The organism is Mannheimia haemolytica (assembly GCF_004342115.1).
Classification (GTDB): Bacteria; Pseudomonadota; Gammaproteobacteria; order Enterobacterales; family Pasteurellaceae; genus Mannheimia; species Mannheimia haemolytica.
In genome coordinates this window covers 68409-86245 of record NZ_SMAC01000001.1, presented here as the reverse complement: position 1 = coordinate 86245, position 17837 = coordinate 68409, and the positions used below count along the sequence as shown (strand labels likewise).

Below are 17837 nucleotides of genomic sequence, written 5' to 3'. Positions count from 1 at the left end.
AATAGGGTTATCTTAAGAATTAGCTACTATCTTTCCTTTCTTATCTGAAATTTTGAAAAATAAGCATCCGTACTTTATTTTTTATATCATTTCGTTATAACAAAATGCTTTTTGTTCTTTACTCCTCATTGTGGAAAAGGTAATCTTCGTAAGTTAATCCTAAGATTAAGCGGAGAATAATATGAAATTTCCAACGTTAACCAAAATTAGTGCAAGCGTTTTAGCGGTATTAGCTCTAGCGGCTTGCGATGATAAAAGCAACGAAAATAAACCTACTGCGGCAGCAGCAAAACCGCAAACCGAGAAAACCTTTGTAAACTGCGTTAGCCGTTCGCCAACCGGTTTTAGCCCGATTTTAATGATGGACGGTTTATCTTATAACGCCAGCTCGCAACAAATTTACAACCGCTTGGTGGAATTTGTGCCGGGTACAACCGATATTGAACCGGCATTGGCAGAAAGCTGGGAAATCAGCGAAGACGGCTTAACTTACACCTTTAAATTACGCAAAGGCGTGAAATTCCATTCAAACAAAGACTTCACTCCAAGCCGTGAATTGAATGCGGACGATGTAGTATTTTCATTTAACCGTCAGTTAGATAAAAATCATCCGTATCACACCGTCTCTAACGGCACTTATCCGTATTTCAACGCAATGAAATTCCCGACATTATTGAAATCGGTGGAAAAAGTGGACGACAGCACCGTTCGTATTACCTTAACCAAACGTGATGCGTCATTCTTATCCAGCCTTGGTATGGATTTCACCTCCATTTATTCGGCGGAATATGCGGATAAAATGATGAAAGCCGGCATACCTGAAGCGGTAGATACCACGCCAATCGGCACAGGTCCGTTTGTGTTTAGCGGTTATGTGCTAGACCAAGCCAGTCGTTATGTAGCAAACAAAGAGTATTGGAAAGGTAAGCCTGACATTGACCGTTTGATTTTTGAGATCGTGCCGGATGCAACAACCCGTTATGCGAAATTACAATCCGGTCAATGTGATTTAATGGACTTCCCAAATGCAACCGACATTGAGAAAATGAAAAATGATCCGAAAATCAATTTACTTTCTCAACCGGGTTTGAACATTGCTTATGTGGCATTCAATACCGAAAAAGCTCCGTTTGATAACGTGAAAGTTCGCCAAGCGTTAAACTTAGCAGTGGATAAAAAAGCGATTATTGATGTAGTTTACCAAGGTAACGGTTTTGCGGCGAAAAACCCACTTCCGCCAACCATTTGGGGCTATAACGACAGCTTAGCGGATTCAGAATATAACGTGGAAAAAGCGAAGCAACTATTAGCTGAAGCAGGCTTCCCGAACGGTTTTGAAACCGAATTATGGGTGCAGCCTGTGGTGCGTGCTTCTAACCCGAACCCACGCCGTATGTCTGAAATTATTCAAGCCGACTGGGAAAAAATCGGCGTAAAAGCAAAATTAGTCACCTATGAATGGGGTGATTACATCAAGCGTACCAAAGCCGGTGAATTAACCGCCGGAACTTACGGTTGGTCGGGCGATAACGGCGATCCGGATAACTTCTTATCGCCACTATTCGGCACGCCAAATATCGGCAACAGTAACTATGCTCGCTTTACTAACCCTGAGTTAGATGCGTTATTAGAAAAAGCATTAGTCTCATCTGATAAAGCAGAACGTACTAAGTTATACGAGCAGGCACAGGTTATCTTAAGAGAGCAAGCTCCGTGGATTAACGTGGCTCACTCAATTAACTTTGCCCCAACCAGCAAACGTGTTGAAGGCTACAAACAAAGTCCGTTCGGATATACTTACTTATATCCGGTGAAAATTGTGGATTAAAAAATGAGGGGCGAAAATTTTTCGCCCCTAACTCTCTCTAATAACTCTCTAATAATCCTTAATCTCAAACTCTCGTTGTAGCTTTTCAATGCTTTCGATCTGTTCAAAACCGTCAAATTTCGCAACGTCTTCAGCTTTGGTTTTGGTGCCGACAGCTTGGCTGACAAACACGAAGCCTTGCTTTTCAATCACAGCTTTTTGGTAAAATGCCACAATATCTGCTTTGGTGAGTGCTTTGGTTAATTCGATCACCTGTTGCAAGCGGTCAAATTTCGGGTTATTTCTGCTAAAGTCTGAACCGAACTCAGAAAACTCTTCCGCTAAAGACTCCGGTTTATATTGCAGTTTTTCCACTAGGCTATCACGATATTTTCCAAATTCCTCATCAGATAGATTTTTTAAACGTTCGAAACTTTGTGTAAAGAAACGTTCGTTATGCTCTAAAATCCCTGCCGGTGTGGTATTCGGGCTTTGTACCATAAACTGGATACCGGCGGTTTTCCCGATGATATTATCTGTCGCATAAACCACATAGCCTAGTTGCTTATCAGTACGCAAATCATCAAAATACCAACGGGAAATAATGCTTCTGAGCAATTTGGCTCGAGTAAGGCTTTCCAGCTCGTTATAGCCGTTCGGCATAAATGCCATTAGCAACGCATTATCTTCATTCGGCACGCTTTTAATCACATTAATCTTACGCTGACTGGTACTCACATCCACATACTGTCCGGTAGCATTTGCAGATTTTTGGTTTTTTATGACCGCTTGTAAATCCTCTGCCAGAGCAGAAACCTGCTCAGCCGACAAATTCCCCACCGATAACAACTTAAAGCCGCTGCTCTGCTGCAAAATTCGCTGGCGTAGTTGCTCAATATCCGCAAGGGTAATGCTATCAATCATCTCACGCTGTTTCGGCACATCAAAATAAGGGTAAGAGGCAAAACGGCTTAATGCTGCATTAGCTTGATTAAGGCTGTTTTCTTTTTCGTTACGATCCAGCTCTTGGTGCAAACGTTGTTTAGCCTGTGCCAACACGTCTTCGTTAAACTCAAAGCGGCTGAACTGTTTTACGCTGTCTAGCATTAATTTAGCCAGATTTTGGGTATAACCCTCTGCACTTAAGGCTAAACCGTTTGCCGCCGGAGCTAAACTTAAATTCATACCCGCCACCGAAGACTGAAAATCTAACTTGGTTTGGGCTAAATTGTTCATATAACCCAAAATAGACGCTGCGGTCAGGCTCTTTAAGTCATCTTTTCTCGGGCGAATATTAAAGCCAACGCCGATTTTAGCCTTCGGTTCATTGGTAAAATACACGCTCGGCATTGTATAGATTAAATTCCCCGCTTGGTCGTTAATCAATTTCGGTTTAGTTAAGCCGGTTTCGACCTTGTTTAAGGTAAAATCGGTAGTGAAATACGGGTTCAATTCAGGCAAATTGAGCTGTGGATTTTTACTGAAATCCAGCCATTTTTGCTTTTGTTCTTGCGTGATTTTTGCCACCGAATAACCTGCTTCAAAATAAGGGGTTTTCTTGTCGGTTTTGGCAGTATCGCTGACTAACATAATGCGGGCATTATCAATATTCATTGCCGCCAATTTTGCTTTAATTGCCTCGTTATCCATTGTTTCGGTCAGATAAGGCTGATCGATAACGTGTTCTAACGGGAAATGGAGCATTTGATCGGCAATAAATTCCACGAAATCCATATTTTTTTCCACTTGCAAATGTTGGAAATCCTGCTTCAGGCTCTCTTTCACTTCGCTAAAATAGCTCTCTTGAATGCCTTCTTGTTTGATCTTCTCAATTTGTTGGAAAACCAATGAAATAATTTGATCTTGCTCGCTCAAACCTTTGTCTGTCAGTTCAATATAGATGTCAAACGAGCCTCGATCCCGCCCGATATTGGCACTGCTAACCGCCTCAATACCGCCGTCAGACAACCCCTGTTTAATCAAGTAATCCGAAAGCGTGCCGTCGGTATTATTGTTTAACATATAAGCAATATATTTACCGGTTTTGTGCTTAAACTGCATTTCGTCATTCGGAAAATCAAAGCCAATGACTAACATTTTGTTGGATTTCACCGGCTTATATTGAATAAATACCGATTTGTCCTCATCACGATAACGTGGCTCAGCGGTTTGCGGTATGCTGAAATGTTTGTTTTCCATTTTGCCTAAAGTGTTGGCTGCCAATTTTGCCATCTGCTCAATCGATTGATTGGAATAAAGCACCACTTTAAACAGATTCGCAGAATAATGCTGTTTATAAAATTGCTCCAACTCGGTTTGTAATTTGCTATCCGGCTTGTCAGATAACGTCTCTTTATTGCCTACCGCAAATTTGGTAGCAGGATGAGCCGGGTTTGCGGTGGCTAAATTAACACTGTGCAATAAATGCCCATCGTGCGATTTAGCTCGCACCATCTCCGCATTGACCGCATTAACCTCTTTCTTGGCGTTGGTTTCCAGCAATAACGGGAAAGCTAACGTATCCGCCAGTCGTGTTACCGCTTCGCTAAAGGCTTCGTTATTGACTTGTAGATAATACGCCGTGCGGTGAGAAGCAGTCGAGGCATTATTCATACCGCCATTTTTGGTTAAAAAACCGTCTAAGCTGTTGGTTTCCGGATAGTTTTTCGAGCCCATCAAGATCATATGCTCAAGATAGTGGGCTAAACCTTGCTGAGAAATCGGGTCATCCATTGAGCCAATCGGAATAATGGCAGACATCAACGATTTATTCGCTTGACTGTCGGAAATCAGTAGCACTTCCATTCCATTATCAAGTTTAATACCTTGATAAATCGCTTTATCATTCGGGCTTTTGTTAATGCTCTGTTTAATCAGCTCAAAACCGAGTTGGGATTGGGGTTGACTAGCGGTCGTTTTTTCAGAATTTTTTGCAACTTCCGCAAATGCAGGGTAAGTCATCACATTGAGGGCAAAAGCCGCTGCAACGAATTGGGTAAGAAAAGATAATTTCATACATCTCCTTTTGAAATTAGCATTGTAGTAATAAATTGACAGTAAAATACGGAAAAAATTCTATTTTTATAGGTAGGCGAATTATTATTCGCCTTCTCATTTTGCAAATTTTCAGCCAAAAACGACCGCTTGTAGTTAATCGCCTTTCGCTATTTTCTGATTCATTAAGCTAAACCAGCTTTGAGTACGTTGGTGAATCGCTTGAGAATCCAGCTCTTTAGTTTGAGCGAGAAGCCGATGGAGATAGCTGCCGTCTCGCTCATCTTTCTCTGCTAAATCGATAAGAACTTGTTCGCTGTTTGTGCCATCACCTTTGAGATATTCCTCAATTCGGTCGTAGATCACTAACTGGGCTTGCGATAATCCGTCCAAATAAGCATTCAAATAAATGCTTAATTGCGATAATGCCTCTATCTGCGAGACGGTTTCAAAGCTCAACACACCAACTTGCTCACCCTCTCGGTAATAGAATTTCACCGTTTTTTCAGGGAAATAGGCACACAATAATAAATGGTAGATCCAAGTCTGAATCTTGTCTTTATCTCGTAAATGCCCTACTCGCCATAGCACCACTTCATTCTGATATAGGTTGGCAATATTGCCGTTTAGGGTGAGGGTTTGGCGTTCCAGCTCAACCTCCCGATTAACACTCAAAATACGGCTTTCGCTGGCTAAATAGTGGCTTAACGCCGCTTGCATTTCGGTAATTTTGCCGATCAAATCTTGTGTGGCAATTTGAGCAAAATAAGAAGCAGGTAAATTGCCTTTGAGTTGCTCTTCGGCAAAAAAACGTTGCTGTTGTGCTAAATTTATCGTTAATAATTCGTTTAAAATCCGGTAGTTATCCAGCCCCGACATCTCAAAAATTTCGCTTTCATCAATGGTGTCATCATAAGTGTTAAACGAAATCCCCAACACTTTTAGAAAGAAAAACCTAATCGGGTTTTGTACAAAAGAGATTAATTCATCAAGTTCTAGCGAAGCCACGCTTTCATTGGTTAAAGGCTCACTAAGAAAATCTTGTACGGCAACAGTCGGCTTGATAATCCACTCTGCGTTATAAGCGTGATCTCGTGGGTGGGTAAAATTCTTTTTGCTAAACACACTTAAAGGTTGTTTTCTGACCAAAACTTCCACTTCATCGCTTAATTGTTGCTTGCATTCAGGCGTTAAAGCTTCATTCATTGCATCTAACAGTTGGGAAACCAAAATCGACGGTAGCATCTCTTTGCCGTCTTTTTGCGACTGCCCGATATAGCTGATGTAAAACATTTGCTGAGCGGAAAGTAAGGCTTCTAAGAACAAGTAGCGGTCATCATCACGTTTGGCACGGTCTCCCTTTTTCGGGGCGTACTGCATTAAATCAAAGCTATTGATTTGTTGTTGGCGAGGGAAATCTGCCTCATTCATACCCAGCAAGCAAATTACCTTAAACGGAATCGCCCGCATCGGAAGCAAGGTGGCAAAATTCACCCGTCCGACCAAGAAATTAAGCTGCTGTGAATGTTGGCTGAGCTGCTGCTCAAACAATAAGGCTAAAACCTCAATTTGCAGATCGTCTGAAAAATGGGTTGCGGAAATTTGCTCGATAATCTGATCATTCACATTATTCAACAATAAAATTGATGCAGCATTTTCGGCATTTTCTTGATACAGATCAGCAGTCAAATTTTTTATTGCCTGCTGCCACGCTGCCAACGGCTGTGGCGTTTGCAGAAAGTTTACCCACGCTAATAAAGCCTCAATAAAAGAGGCAAGTCGCCCCACCAGCTCGGCATTTAAGCCATAGCTATCCCCAAAGGCAAGGGTGTTTTCCCAAATCCCCTGCTCTTCTTTCAGGCTTGAGCCAAGCAATAAACGGTTTAGCCCGTTTTCCCACGAATTGTAGTTTTGCCAGTGAGGTTGCTCGATTTCTACACCCGAACGTACGCCGGCATTTCTCACCCAAACCCGCAGGGTATGAATATCTTCCGTACTAAAGCCAAAACGGGTTTGGATCGCATTCACTTCCAGTAAATCAAACAGTTCTTCGGCATTAAACGGGCTTTCTTTCATTGCCAGCAGTTGCAGGAAACTGTGGATAATCGGATCAACCTGCGTAAATGCTTGGTCGGATAATGAAAAAGGAATATAGCGAGGATCCCGATTACCAGTATTGTAGCGAGAAAACACCGCATCAATGTAAGGAGCGTATTTATTAATATCCGGCGACATCACAATAATATCTTTCGGCAGCAAAGTGCTATCTTGCTCAAACAAATTCAGGAGCTGGTTATGCAACACTTCCACTTCCCGCATTGGGCTGTGGCACGAATGAATTTGGAGTGAATTATCGGCGGTTAAATCGGTAATAGTGGCGTCATTTTCTAAGCTGAAAATCTGTTTTTTGAGTTTATTGAGGTTGCTGTTTTCCTCTGGTTCGACAAAGACATCAATGGTATTCGGCTCAAATTCGATTAATTGAGCTAAGAAATCCCGCCCTTGTTTGCCCCAAAGATTCAGTAGTTTATTTCTTTGCTCCGCCAATAAGTTATCCAGATCGTCTTGCGAAATCTTGTGGCTTAACGCCAATTTTTGCCACACTTTTTCTTCCACACTGTCGCCCCAATATTTTTCGCTTGGGTTAAAAAAGAACAGGTGAATATCGCAATGCTCGCTGAGTTTCTTAAACACCGCTAACTGTAATGGCGAGAAGGACGAAATCCCAAAAATGAAAATGCGTTTTGGCAATTTGGCTTTTTCCGTTTCAGTAAGGTCATCTAACTTAGCGAAGTAATTTTGTTGCAAATAGGCACGGTGGGAGGTAGTAAAAACCTGCTCATCAGATTCCGATTGCAGATCAGATACAATCTGTTGCCATAAATGGCTTTGCCATTTCATATCGGCTCGAATTAAGTCAAAATCAATCGGCTTAGCGGCAGTTGCAATTTTTATCTCATTTTCGATCGCTTGTAAGTTGCCTTCTTCCCAGCTAACCAGCCAATGGGGGCGATACACCAAATATTGGTCGAACAATTCGGCAATTTTGGCAGAAAGTTGATAGAGCTTAAGCTGATACTGTTCTTTATTAGGTTGATCACCTAAATAACGCTTTAGCGGAGCAAACTCCGATAGTGTCAAGCAACTCGGCAATAACCGCATAATCCGCCAAACCAACGAACTACGCTCAAAAATATTCTCTTTCGGCAGCTCCGGGAACAACAGCCGATACTGTTGCCATAAAAATGTAGTAGGGTAGAGAAAATCGCAATTCCCCATCACACCGTTTAATTCAGCAATCTGCATTTGTAGCCACTGTGCCATTCCCTGACTTTGGATCAAAATGGTTTCCGGCTCAAACGGATCTTCAAGTGGGTTTACCTGCTGGATTTTCACCAGCATCTCCGCCAGTGATGAAATTTGGTTGGATTGGTAAAGTGTAAACATAATAACGCCTCGCTAATTGAATTATTGTCCTCCAAAGCGAGGGACGATTCAATCATTATTCAGCTCAATTTTGCCTAACGGAAAGCGAATGGTTAAGCGATTGCCAGAGCATTGAATCTGATAGCGAATCTGATTTTGAGTAATACTTGATTCACAATCTAACCCGGCTAATTTGAGGGCAAGCTGATTTTCTAAAATCATAACCGCTTGTTGCTGTTGGAAATGTTGATTTAGCCTGTGGTTTTGTGCCGATTGCCACTGGCTGAAACTCAACACCACAATCGCAAATAGCGTGATGGCAACCAAAAGCGACAAAGCCGTTTCTGCTTTATATTTAATCATCAACCGCTCCCATCAAATGTTCGGAATATGGCAAATATCGCCAAGCGGAATACCTCGCCTCAAGCTCTGCCAGTACCTCTTTTTTAAACGTTAAATTTCGCTCCTCTCGGGCATTATCATAAGAGGAATAAAGCGTGCCGTACATTTTTTTGCCGGTAATATCAAACAGATAGTCGGTTATCACAATGCCGTAAAAATCTTGCGGTAAGTTTTCATTAATTGCGTTTTTAGCAAGCACAATTTTAGGCTCACGTTCACTGCTACTAGGTAATTCAGCTAAAGAATGAATAGTATAAATCTCTTGGTTTGGCACATTTGATAAATCTAAATAATCCGCCAAACGGGTAAAGTGAATATATTTCTCTTTAGTCGGTTTTTTATCTTTAAATAAACTATGGAATTGGCAGGCAAATTGATACTGTAAAAACCTGAATTGTTTATCGGATAAATCCTCTTGGCTGATCTGCTCTTTTTGAAATTTTTGGCATATTTGCGTTTTATCTTGTGGATATAACGCTAAAAAATTATATTGATCGGAAAGGTATTTCTCTCTATAAAAATGGGTAATGTTTTGTTGTCCAAGCCATTTTTCTTTACTTAAAAATAAAACCGACAAAATTGTAGAAATAAGTATTAATGAAACCAATAATGCACTGGCATTTTTATATTTATTCACTTTTACCTCGTATTATTTAAGATAAAAACATAACGTACTGCCGTATAAATCAATCCTTTTTGTTTAGGTGATTCTATTTCTAACTCAATTTTTAATAAGTTATCTTCCTGTCTCCAACTAAAATCCAGTTTCTTAGTTTTGAAATTATTTGCTTCGGTAAATTTACTCCAATTTCCATCGCAATTTTCCAATAATGTTTGGCATTGTTCTTTCACACAATTATCTAATTGCGATGAAAAAGTATAAATTTCATTATTTTCTACTTTAAAGCCAACAATTTCTTTTAACACCTCTCTGGTATTATTCACTGTTCCTAACTTACAAGCGGCCGTTTTTGTCTTACGTTTTCCCAAACAGCCGTCTTGGTTTAAATCGTAAAATCCAATAATGCAATTTTTATGCACAATATTCAGGCTTTTCCCTGCTTGCTGAAATAAATCAAAATTACTGTCTGTTCTGTGAGAGCCTTGATAGCCAATGTGTTGAAAATGCTGTTGGAAGTAGTTTAGTAACTGGTGAGCTTCTGCTTGCAAGTAGAGCTGTTCTTTTTGTTTGGTTTGTGTGTAATAGAAATCGGCATAACTTGAAGCAACAAGCAATAATAAAAACGCCCCTAATGCACTAGCCATTAATACTTCAATTAGGCTAAAAGCAGATAAACTAATCTTTGCAGGTGCTACGTTTATTTTTTGCTGCCACATAAACCCGTCCTAATTGTTCAAATTGCAAAATTTCATTTTCTTTATTTAAACTGAGCTTAATACATTTTGATTCTAATTGACCACTTACCCCATCAACATTAATAAAGGATTTCGGATATAAACTTTTATTTTTTAATACAATCTGCTGATGAGTCGGCGTATAAAGATGATATTCTTTTCCTAAATCACAAAAATGTTTATTCAAACAATCACAAATAATTTGTTTGCTAGTATTGATTGGCTTAATTACCGCAATCATACACCACTGATTATTCCGCTGAGAAAGGGTTAAGGTATAATTACGTTTGGTATAACGTGCTTTAGTTTGGATTTGCTGAATAAAAGATTGGATATTTTCAATTTCACTATGAAGTGCAATTCGATCTTGCAGTGTAAAAATAACCGGCGAGATAAAATAAACAGCGATCACCATAATAGTGATAGTGGTTAGTATTTCAATTAATGTGATGGCTTTATACATAAAAATACCCTCATTGATAGAGGGTATCTTAGAATTTAAGCATCATTTGTAAACTATTAAATATTGATTTTTCGATGCAGATCGCAAAATTAAATCACTTCTACTTAACTTGCTCTAAATATTCAAATAAACGTCCTTTATTTTCTTTCGTGCGTTTTTCAATTTTTTCCACTTCTTTTTGTGTGGCTTCAAGATTGAGAGCTTGTCCTACTTGGATAATTCCGGCCATATTCATGGTTCGGTGTGGCGGACAATAGTAAACATAAACACCTTCGTGAGTAAGGGTAATAGTAAATTCCTCATCTTCTTTAGATAAGAACTTCTCCGCACCTTCCGGAATCGAGCGGCTTTCAACCCAATGCCCTTTATGAGACGGAATAAATGTTACCGTATCGCCCACCTCTGCTTTTACATAACCGGGCTCAAATACCATTGATCCTTCCGCATTGTTATCTAACATTTTGATTTCGTGATGGGCTGAAAATACTGAGGCTGAACAAAATGCCAATGTTACACAAGCTAATTGATTCCACTTAAGTTTCGCTAACATATATTTATTGCTCCTAAATTTATGAGGCACAAAATGAGTTCAATTCATTATACCTTAGGTTATTCCAGCTCAACACCATAAAAATTATGAGCAATAAACGGGCTGACAACATAGCCTTTTACCTCTTTCCTTACCGGAAAATACACCGTTGAATGTGCAATCGGTAACCAAGGTGCTTGCTCATTAAAGATGAATTTCGCTTTTTTATATAAATCTGACCGCTTGTTTTGATCACTGATAGTCGCAGCCTCATTAATTAAACGGTCAAACTCTGGATTACAAAACCCTGCATAGTTTGAGCCTTGTTCTACCGCATTACAACTGAGTAGGGCATTGAGGAAATTATCTGGATCGCCGTTATCTCCGGTCCAACCAATCATTCCGGTAGCGTGCTCGCCGTTTCCCATTCGTTTAAGATATTCTCCCCATTCATAGCTCACTATCTTTGCCTCTACCCCTATTGCTTTCCAATCCTCTTGAATCATTTCAGCCATTCTACGGGCATTTGGATTGTAAGGGCGAGAAACAGGCATTGCCCAAATTTCTGTTTCAAAGCCATTTTCTAATCCGGCCTCTTTAAGCAAGCTCTTCGCCTTTTCCGGATTAAATTCATAACCGGCTACTTCGTTGTTATATCCCCAAATCGTAGAAGGCATTGGGTTTTTAGCTGGCGTTGCAGAGCCTTGGTAAACGGAAGTTAAAATTTCAGTTTTATTCACCGCATAATTCAATGCTTGACGAACTTTAGGGTTATCAAAAGGGGGCTTACGAGTATTCCGATATTTAGGCCTGACTTTTCAAATAATTGAATATCTTTATTCGCTTTTAAAGCAGGCAAATCTGACGGGTTCGGATAAGGCATCGCTTGGCATTCGTTCTTCTCCAATTTAGCTAAACGTACTGAGGCATCGGGCGTAATACTAAATACAAGGCGATCTATCTTCGCTTTTCCTTCCCAATAGTGTTCAAATGCTGTAAATCTTACCGCAGCGTCCTTTTGGTAACCATAGAACTGGAATGCACCTGTGCCTATAGGTTCTAAATCTAATTTTTCCGGCGTACCCGCTATTTGCATATTCCGCAGAAAAGATCGCCATAAAATCCATAGCTAAATTAGCAAGAAAGGGGGCATTTGGTTCAGATAATTCGATTTTTACCGTGTAATCATCTACTTTTGTTACATTTTTGATGATGTTTTGCATATTCATTCCGTAGAAAAACTCATAGTTACCGCCGGGCAATTTGTGATATGGCTTCGTCTTATCAAACTGACGGTTAATCGAAAAAATAACATCATCAGCATTAAAATAACGACTAGGGGTAAAACTTTTATTACTCTGGAACTGCACATTCTGACACAAGAAAAAAGTATAAATTTTTCCGTCTTCACTGATTTCCCATCGCTCTGCCAGAGAAGGAGTGAGGTTAGTTGTACCTTTTTCAAAATCAATCAGGCGATTATAGATTGCTTGCCCGACATCAAGAGTAGCTCCATCTGTTGCAATCTGAGGATTCAATGCTGCCGGAGATGATTCCAAACAGTAAGTAAAAGATTTAGGTGCTGCGAAAGCAGAACCTGTAAATGCTAAAGAAATAAGTGCAAGTTGTGTCAGCTTGTTCATTGTCATATCCTTAAATGTTAAGCAATAAAAAACCCTTTCAAAAGTTGCCTTCCGAAAGGGTTAGAATTGGGTTTGCGATTTTGGATTGCGTTTGCCATTTCAGGTTTTCGGAAGATATCTTCCGAACACGCCAAATGCCCGAAAGATTAATCGGTCAAATGGTAGTGATGATGTTTAACGCAATAGCTCATAATATTCTCCAAAATTGAATGTTTAGGAATTTACGCTTTTTAAAAATCAATTGCAAACGTTTTCTTTAAAATTTTGTAAAAAATTCAACATTTTTAACCGCTTGTATCGTACCTAGGAGCAAATGGCGATTTGCTCCTAGGTTTCCAAGCAATAGGCTATTTTTTCTTCGCATATTTAAGTGAGTCAATCGCTACCGCCAAGATAATGATGCCACCTTTAATAATATATTGCCAGTAAGGGTTTACTCCAATATAGGTTAAGCCGTAGTTGATAACGGTGAAGATTAACACCCCTGTTACTACACCGATGATAGTACCCACACCACCGGCAAAGGATACCCCACCTACCACACAAGCAGCGATTGCGTCCATTTCATACATAAAGCCCAAGTTGTTAGTCGCACTTCCGATACGTCCTGCTTCTAACATACCGCCGAAGGCATAGAAGATGCCTGAAAGCATATAAATACCCATCAGGTTAAGCGGTACGTTTACACCGGAAACTCGTGCTGCTTCAGGGTTGCCGCCAATAGCAAATACGTTTTTACCGAAGCGGGTTTTATTCCATAACGTCCACATAATAATGGTAGCAATCACGGCATAAATAGTGATGTAGGATAGCCTAAAGTCGCCAAAGCGGAAGAAGCCTTGTGCAAAGGTTGAGAAATCATCGCTAAAGCCTGCAATTGGCGATGAGCCTACTGCATCGTAGTAAAGCGAGTTGATACCATACACAATAATCATTGTTCCCATCGTGGCAATAAACGGTGTTACGTTGAGGTAAGCCACCACAAAGCCGTTAAATAAACCAATGACAGCACCGATGGCACACACGGTTAATACAACCACAGGAATCGGGATTTCCGAGAGGTTTGGGAATACCTTGTTCATATTTTCCATTGATTGCAACAAGGTTGCCGAGATTACCGCAGCAAGCCCTACCTGACGACCGGCAGATAAGTCGGTTCCTTGTGTGACAATCAAGCCTGCAACCCCTAATGCAATAATCAGACGCACAGAAGATTGCGATAAAATATTACTGAAGTTACGCAAGCTCAAGAAACTTGGATCTTGCACAATAATCACAATTAATAAGATTAAAAGTACAAAGTAAATCGCATTTTGTTTAAAAAAATCGAGCGTTTTATTTTGTTGTAAGGCAGACATAATTCACTCCTTGTTATAAGTATTTTGCTGCGAGTTGCAAGATTTCTTCTTGCGAGGTGTGAGCGGTTTCGACAATACCTGCAACTTTCCCGTTACTCATCACTAAAATTCGGTCTGTGACCCCAAGCAATTCCGGCATTTCCGATGAAATCATAATGATGCCTTTATCTTTATTCGCCAGCTCTAAAATCAACTGGTAAATTTCAAATTTTGCCCCGATATCGATACCACGGGTCGGCTCGTCAAGCATCAAGATTTCAGGCTGGGTTAACAACCAACGCCCGATAATCACTTTTTGTTGGTTACCGCCGGAAAGTGAGCCGATATGGGTTTGGTGTGATGGCGTTTTTACATTCATCGCATCAATTACCCATTGGGTATCGCTTTTCATTTTTTTATTGCTCAGTAAGCCGAACTTACCTAGATAAGACTTCATATTTGAAATCAGAGAGTTAAACTCAATGCTTAAGTTGGCATAAATCCCTGTTGAACGGCGTTCTTCTGTAACCAATGCAAAGCCGTTATTAATCGCATCAAAAGCGTTGCGGTTATTGATTTCTTTATCGTTTAGTCGGATAGTGCCGCCTGCTTTCTCCCGTACACCGAAAATGATTTCAACAATATCAGTCCGTTTTGCTCCAACTAAGCCGGCGATGCCTAAAATTTCCCCTCTGCGTAAGCTAAAGCTGACATCTTGAATAGAGGGTTGATTTTTTGCCGTTAAATGCTCAACTTCAAGAATCACTTCTTTCGGCAGATTGGTTTTTTCAGGGAAACGCTGGGTCAGCTCACGCCCTACCATCATTGAAACCACTTGATCCATTGAGGTATCTTTAATTGCAACGGTGTTTACCCATTTACCGTCACGCAAAATGGTAATTTCATCACAAATTTTAAAAATTTCGTCCATTTTGTGTGAAATATAGATAATGCCACAGCCTCTGTCTTTCAGTTTTTGGATAATTTTAAATAAATGCTCGACTTCTTTTTCTGAAAGTGACGAAGTTGGTTCGTCCATAATCACAATTTTGGCATTGTAAGAGAAAGCTTTTGCAATCTCGATCATCTGCATTTGTGAAACCGATAATTTGGCTACTTTATCACGTGGATCAACATCAATATCTAATTCATCAAAAATCGCCTTAGTATCACGATACATTTTATCGTGATCTACAAAAGGCCCTTTTAGTGGGTAACGACCTAGCCATAAGTTATCCATTACCGTCACTTGTTTTACTAGGTTCAACTCTTGGTGAACCATTGAGATCCCATTTTCTAACGCCTCTTTTGAGGTCTTAAAATTCACCGGCTTGCCAAGAAAGAGAATATCTCCCTCATCTTTAGCATAAATCCCAAATAAGCATTTCAGTAACGTTGATTTACCTGCTCCATTCTCTCCCATTAAGGCGTGAACACTATGGGATTTCACCGTTAAGTTAGCATTATCTAAGGCTTTTACCCCGGGAAATGACTTGCTAACATTTGTCATTGTGAGTAAAACTTCACCTGTCATATCTCACCCCTGATTACATCGAAAAATCGAAAAAAAGCACGGGTATCCATCACCCGTGCTAAAAGCGTGAATTATTTTAAAAATTCAGATAAGTTGTCTTTATCGACACCAACGTAAGGAATACGCACCACACGGTTTTCCAATTTCCATTGTGTACCAGCAACTGCATCTTTACCGCCTGCTAAGTTAGCAGAAAGCTGAACAACCGCTTTACCTTGGTTTACACCATCATTTAATACCGTACCGGCTAATTCACCTTTTTTGATTAATTGAAGTGCTTCTGGCAATGCATCTACACCGAAGATTGGTAATTTTCTACCGTGAGCTTTGGTTGCTTCTAATGCACCTAACGCCATACCATCATTATTAGAAATAATTACTTCGATGTCTTTCGCTTTACCACTTGATAACCAAGCATCCACTTTATCTTTAGCTTGGGCTGCATCCCATAATGCTGCGTCCATAAAGATTTGCTCACTGTCAATACCTTGTGCTTTTAAGCTTTCTACCACATATTTAGTACGTGCTTCCGCATCAGGGTGACCCGGCTCACCTTTTAATAAGGCAAATTGGATTTTACCGTCTTTATTCAAGTCTAATTCAGGATGGGCTTTCCACTGTTTTGCAATTAACTCACCTTGAATAATGCCTGACTCTTTCGGCTCAGTACCTACATAATAAGCTTTCGGATAGCTATCAATCGCAGCTGCACCCGGGTCTTTATTGAAGAACACCACAGGCACACCTTCACTTTTTGCTTTTTGAATAATTGTTTTATAAGCTGATGGATCCACTAAGTTAATTGCTAATGCTTTAACCCCTTTAGAAAGTAATACATCAACTTGGTCGTTTTGAATAGATTGCGTATTTTGCGAGTCATTCATTAATAACTCGACTTTTTGTGTTTTACCCTCTTTTTCGATTTCTTTACGCATTAATGCCATAAAGTTATCGTCATATTTATAAATTGTTACACCAATACGGTTTTCAGCTTGAGCTGTACTGATCGTTGCACCTAATGCGACTGCCATTGCCACTGCACTTAATACTGCTTTCTTCATAGGAGATCACCTCTTTTATGTGTTTATAGGGAAATGAATTGCTTACCATAAGCAACTTGGTGCAAAGTATAACTAATTTTAAAAAAACAATCCGTGATCATTCTCACAGAATTAAGACAAAGTGGAGAAATTTTTAATTTGAAGTATAAAATTTGAATATTCGCTCTATTCAAATCTGTTGGAAGAAAAGAGAAAGGATTTGCAAGATTTTACTGAAAAATGACCGATTGTTATCATCAATAAGGGGCGTATTTATAACGCCCCGCTCCTCCATTTAAGGTAAAAATTGCCCTAAATTTTCCTTATCAATACCAATATGTGGAAGATAAATCGTTTTAGAGGAATGGCTCTCCCACTGCGTATCTTTCAGAGCAGGCTTACCTTGTGCCAAATTAGATACCAATTTCACCACCGCTTTCGCTTGTGCAGAGCTATCATTTAATACCGTGCCGGCTATTTCCCCTTTTTTCATTAATGCTAACGTCTCAGGCAAGGCATCAATACCAAAGATCGGCAATCTTTTCTCGTGTGCATTTAACGCATCTAAAGCACCAATTGCCATTTCATCATTGTTTGAAATCACAACTTCAATCTCAGCTGCACGGTTTTCCACCAGCCACTCATTCATTTTATTGCGAGCCAATGTTCTACGCCATCTCGCCGTGTCACTGTAAATTTCTTCTGCCTGAACACCTTGTTGATTAAGCGATTCAACCACAGCTTGAGAACGCTCAGCGCTCACATCACTCGGCTCGCCCTTAAGCAATACAAATTGCAATTTCCCGTCTTTATTTAGATCGAAATCGGGGTTTGATTTCCACACTTTCGCAATTAATTCCCCTTGGATTCTACCGGCCTCTTTTGGATCACTACTCACAAAATAGGCTTTGTCATAACTCTCTAATGCTTGGTTATCAGACGAGCGGTTAAAAAACACCACAGGCACATTAGACAATTTGGCTTTCTCTACAATTGTTTTCGATTCATTCGCGTGAACAATATTGACTGCCAATACATTAACTTGATGCTTAAGCAACGTTTCAATCTGCTTTAACTGTTTTACCTGCGAATTTTGAGCATCGTTCATAAACCATTTGAGGTGGCTGAAATTCGCCATTTCCTTGTTCATTTCTTTACGCATCAACATCATAAAGTTGTCATCATACTTATAAATCGTAACGCCAATTCTAGGTTCAGATTGAGCATAGCTCGCATTCGCCCCAAGCATTAGCGTATAGACAAAAGCATTTAATAGGCTACGTTTCATCGTTTTCATAGAATGTCC

General features: G+C 40.0%; 12 protein-coding genes, 1 pseudogene and 1 other annotated feature. Of the genes and pseudogenes, 1 reads left to right on the top strand and 12 read right to left on the bottom strand.

Annotated elements, in window-relative coordinates:
- The first annotated feature begins 181 nt into the window (after window positions 1-181).
- Window positions 182-1828, top strand: a complete 1647-nt coding sequence (locus EDC41_RS00440) for an ABC transporter substrate-binding protein (RefSeq protein WP_020831052.1) — start codon at window positions 182-184, stop codon at window positions 1826-1828.
- A gap of 48 nt (window positions 1829-1876) precedes the next feature.
- Here the strand turns inward: EDC41_RS00440 and ptrA are convergent, their stop codons facing one another.
- The 12 genes and pseudogenes from ptrA to EDC41_RS00380 form a co-directional block, all read right to left on the bottom strand.
- Complete coding sequence (gene ptrA, locus EDC41_RS00435) at window positions 1877-4822, bottom strand: pitrilysin (protein WP_006248729.1); 2946 nt, start codon at window positions 4820-4822, stop codon at window positions 1877-1879.
- 135 nt (window positions 4823-4957) lie between these two features.
- Complete coding sequence (gene recC / locus EDC41_RS00430; protein WP_020831050.1) at window positions 4958-8248, bottom strand: exodeoxyribonuclease V subunit gamma; 3291 nt, start codon at window positions 8246-8248, stop codon at window positions 4958-4960.
- 48 nt (window positions 8249-8296) lie between these two features.
- Window positions 8297-8590, bottom strand: a complete 294-nt coding sequence (locus EDC41_RS00425) for a DUF5374 domain-containing protein (RefSeq protein WP_006248732.1) — start codon at window positions 8588-8590, stop codon at window positions 8297-8299.
- Window positions 8583-9266 (bottom strand): DUF2572 family protein, encoded by a 684-nt coding sequence (locus EDC41_RS00420; RefSeq protein WP_020831048.1) that lies wholly within the window; start codon window positions 9264-9266, stop codon window positions 8583-8585. Before EDC41_RS00420 ends, EDC41_RS00425 begins: the two co-directional genes overlap by 8 nt.
- 2 nt (window positions 9267-9268) lie before the next feature.
- Complete coding sequence (locus tag EDC41_RS00415) at window positions 9269-9895, bottom strand: hypothetical protein (protein ID WP_006251458.1); 627 nt, start codon at window positions 9893-9895, stop codon at window positions 9269-9271.
- 31 nt (window positions 9896-9926) lie between these two features.
- On the bottom strand, window positions 9927-10448 hold the full coding sequence (locus tag EDC41_RS00410) for a pilus assembly FimT family protein (RefSeq protein WP_006248735.1): 522 nt from the start codon (window positions 10446-10448) through the stop codon (window positions 9927-9929).
- Between the two features lie 100 nt (window positions 10449-10548).
- Entirely contained in the window at window positions 10549-10998 is a 450-nt protein-coding gene (locus EDC41_RS00405; protein WP_006248736.1) for a pseudoazurin, read from the bottom strand.
- Between the two features lie 59 nt (window positions 10999-11057).
- Window positions 11058-12620: pseudogene (locus tag EDC41_RS13735) on the bottom strand (ABC transporter substrate-binding protein).
- 25 nt (window positions 12621-12645) lie between these two features.
- Window positions 12646-12791: a sequence feature (His leader region), on the bottom strand.
- 176 nt (window positions 12792-12967) lie between these two features.
- The gene (gene mglC, locus EDC41_RS00395; RefSeq protein WP_006251462.1) at window positions 12968-13978 is read right to left on the bottom strand and encodes a galactose/methyl galactoside ABC transporter permease MglC; all 1011 of its coding nucleotides are present in this window, start codon (window positions 13976-13978) and stop codon (window positions 12968-12970) included.
- A 13-nt stretch (window positions 13979-13991) separates the two neighbouring features.
- The gene (mglA, locus tag EDC41_RS00390; protein WP_006251463.1) at window positions 13992-15491 is read right to left on the bottom strand and encodes a galactose/methyl galactoside ABC transporter ATP-binding protein MglA; all 1500 of its coding nucleotides are present in this window, start codon (window positions 15489-15491) and stop codon (window positions 13992-13994) included.
- 71 nt (window positions 15492-15562) lie between these two features.
- A complete protein-coding gene (gene mglB, locus EDC41_RS00385; protein WP_006251464.1) occupies window positions 15563-16552 on the bottom strand; it encodes a galactose/glucose ABC transporter substrate-binding protein MglB in 990 nt (329 codons plus the stop codon).
- A 274-nt stretch (window positions 16553-16826) separates the two neighbouring features.
- On the bottom strand, window positions 16827-17819 hold the full coding sequence (locus tag EDC41_RS00380) for a substrate-binding domain-containing protein (protein ID WP_032844668.1): 993 nt from the start codon (window positions 17817-17819) through the stop codon (window positions 16827-16829).
- Between the last annotated feature and the right edge of the window lie 18 nt (window positions 17820-17837).

What these genes read in the sequence shown, in the direction of transcription:
- EDC41_RS00440 (WP_020831052.1), top strand. Translation starts at nt 182, where the DNA reads ATGAAATTTCCAACGTTAACCAAAATTAGTGCAAGCGTTTTAGCGGTA.
- ptrA (WP_006248729.1), bottom strand. Translation starts at nt 4,822, where the DNA reads ATGAAATTATCTTTTCTTACCCAATTCGTTGCAGCGGCTTTTGCCCTC.
- recC (WP_020831050.1), bottom strand. Translation starts at nt 8,248, where the DNA reads ATGTTTACACTTTACCAATCCAACCAAATTTCATCACTGGCGGAGATG.
- EDC41_RS00425 (WP_006248732.1), bottom strand. Translation starts at nt 8,590, where the DNA reads ATGATTAAATATAAAGCAGAAACGGCTTTGTCGCTTTTGGTTGCCATC.
- EDC41_RS00415 (WP_006251458.1), bottom strand. Translation starts at nt 9,895, where the DNA reads ATGGCTAGTGCATTAGGGGCGTTTTTATTATTGCTTGTTGCTTCAAGT.
- EDC41_RS00410 (WP_006248735.1), bottom strand. Translation starts at nt 10,448, where the DNA reads ATGTATAAAGCCATCACATTAATTGAAATACTAACCACTATCACTATT.
- EDC41_RS00405 (WP_006248736.1), bottom strand. Translation starts at nt 10,998, where the DNA reads ATGTTAGCGAAACTTAAGTGGAATCAATTAGCTTGTGTAACATTGGCA.
- mglC (WP_006251462.1), bottom strand. Translation starts at nt 13,978, where the DNA reads ATGTCTGCCTTACAACAAAATAAAACGCTCGATTTTTTTAAACAAAAT.
- mglA (WP_006251463.1), bottom strand. Translation starts at nt 15,491, where the DNA reads ATGACAGGTGAAGTTTTACTCACAATGACAAATGTTAGCAAGTCATTT.
- mglB (WP_006251464.1), bottom strand. Translation starts at nt 16,552, where the DNA reads ATGAAGAAAGCAGTATTAAGTGCAGTGGCAATGGCAGTCGCATTAGGT.
- EDC41_RS00380 (WP_032844668.1), bottom strand. Translation starts at nt 17,819, where the DNA reads ATGAAACGTAGCCTATTAAATGCTTTTGTCTATACGCTAATGCTTGGG.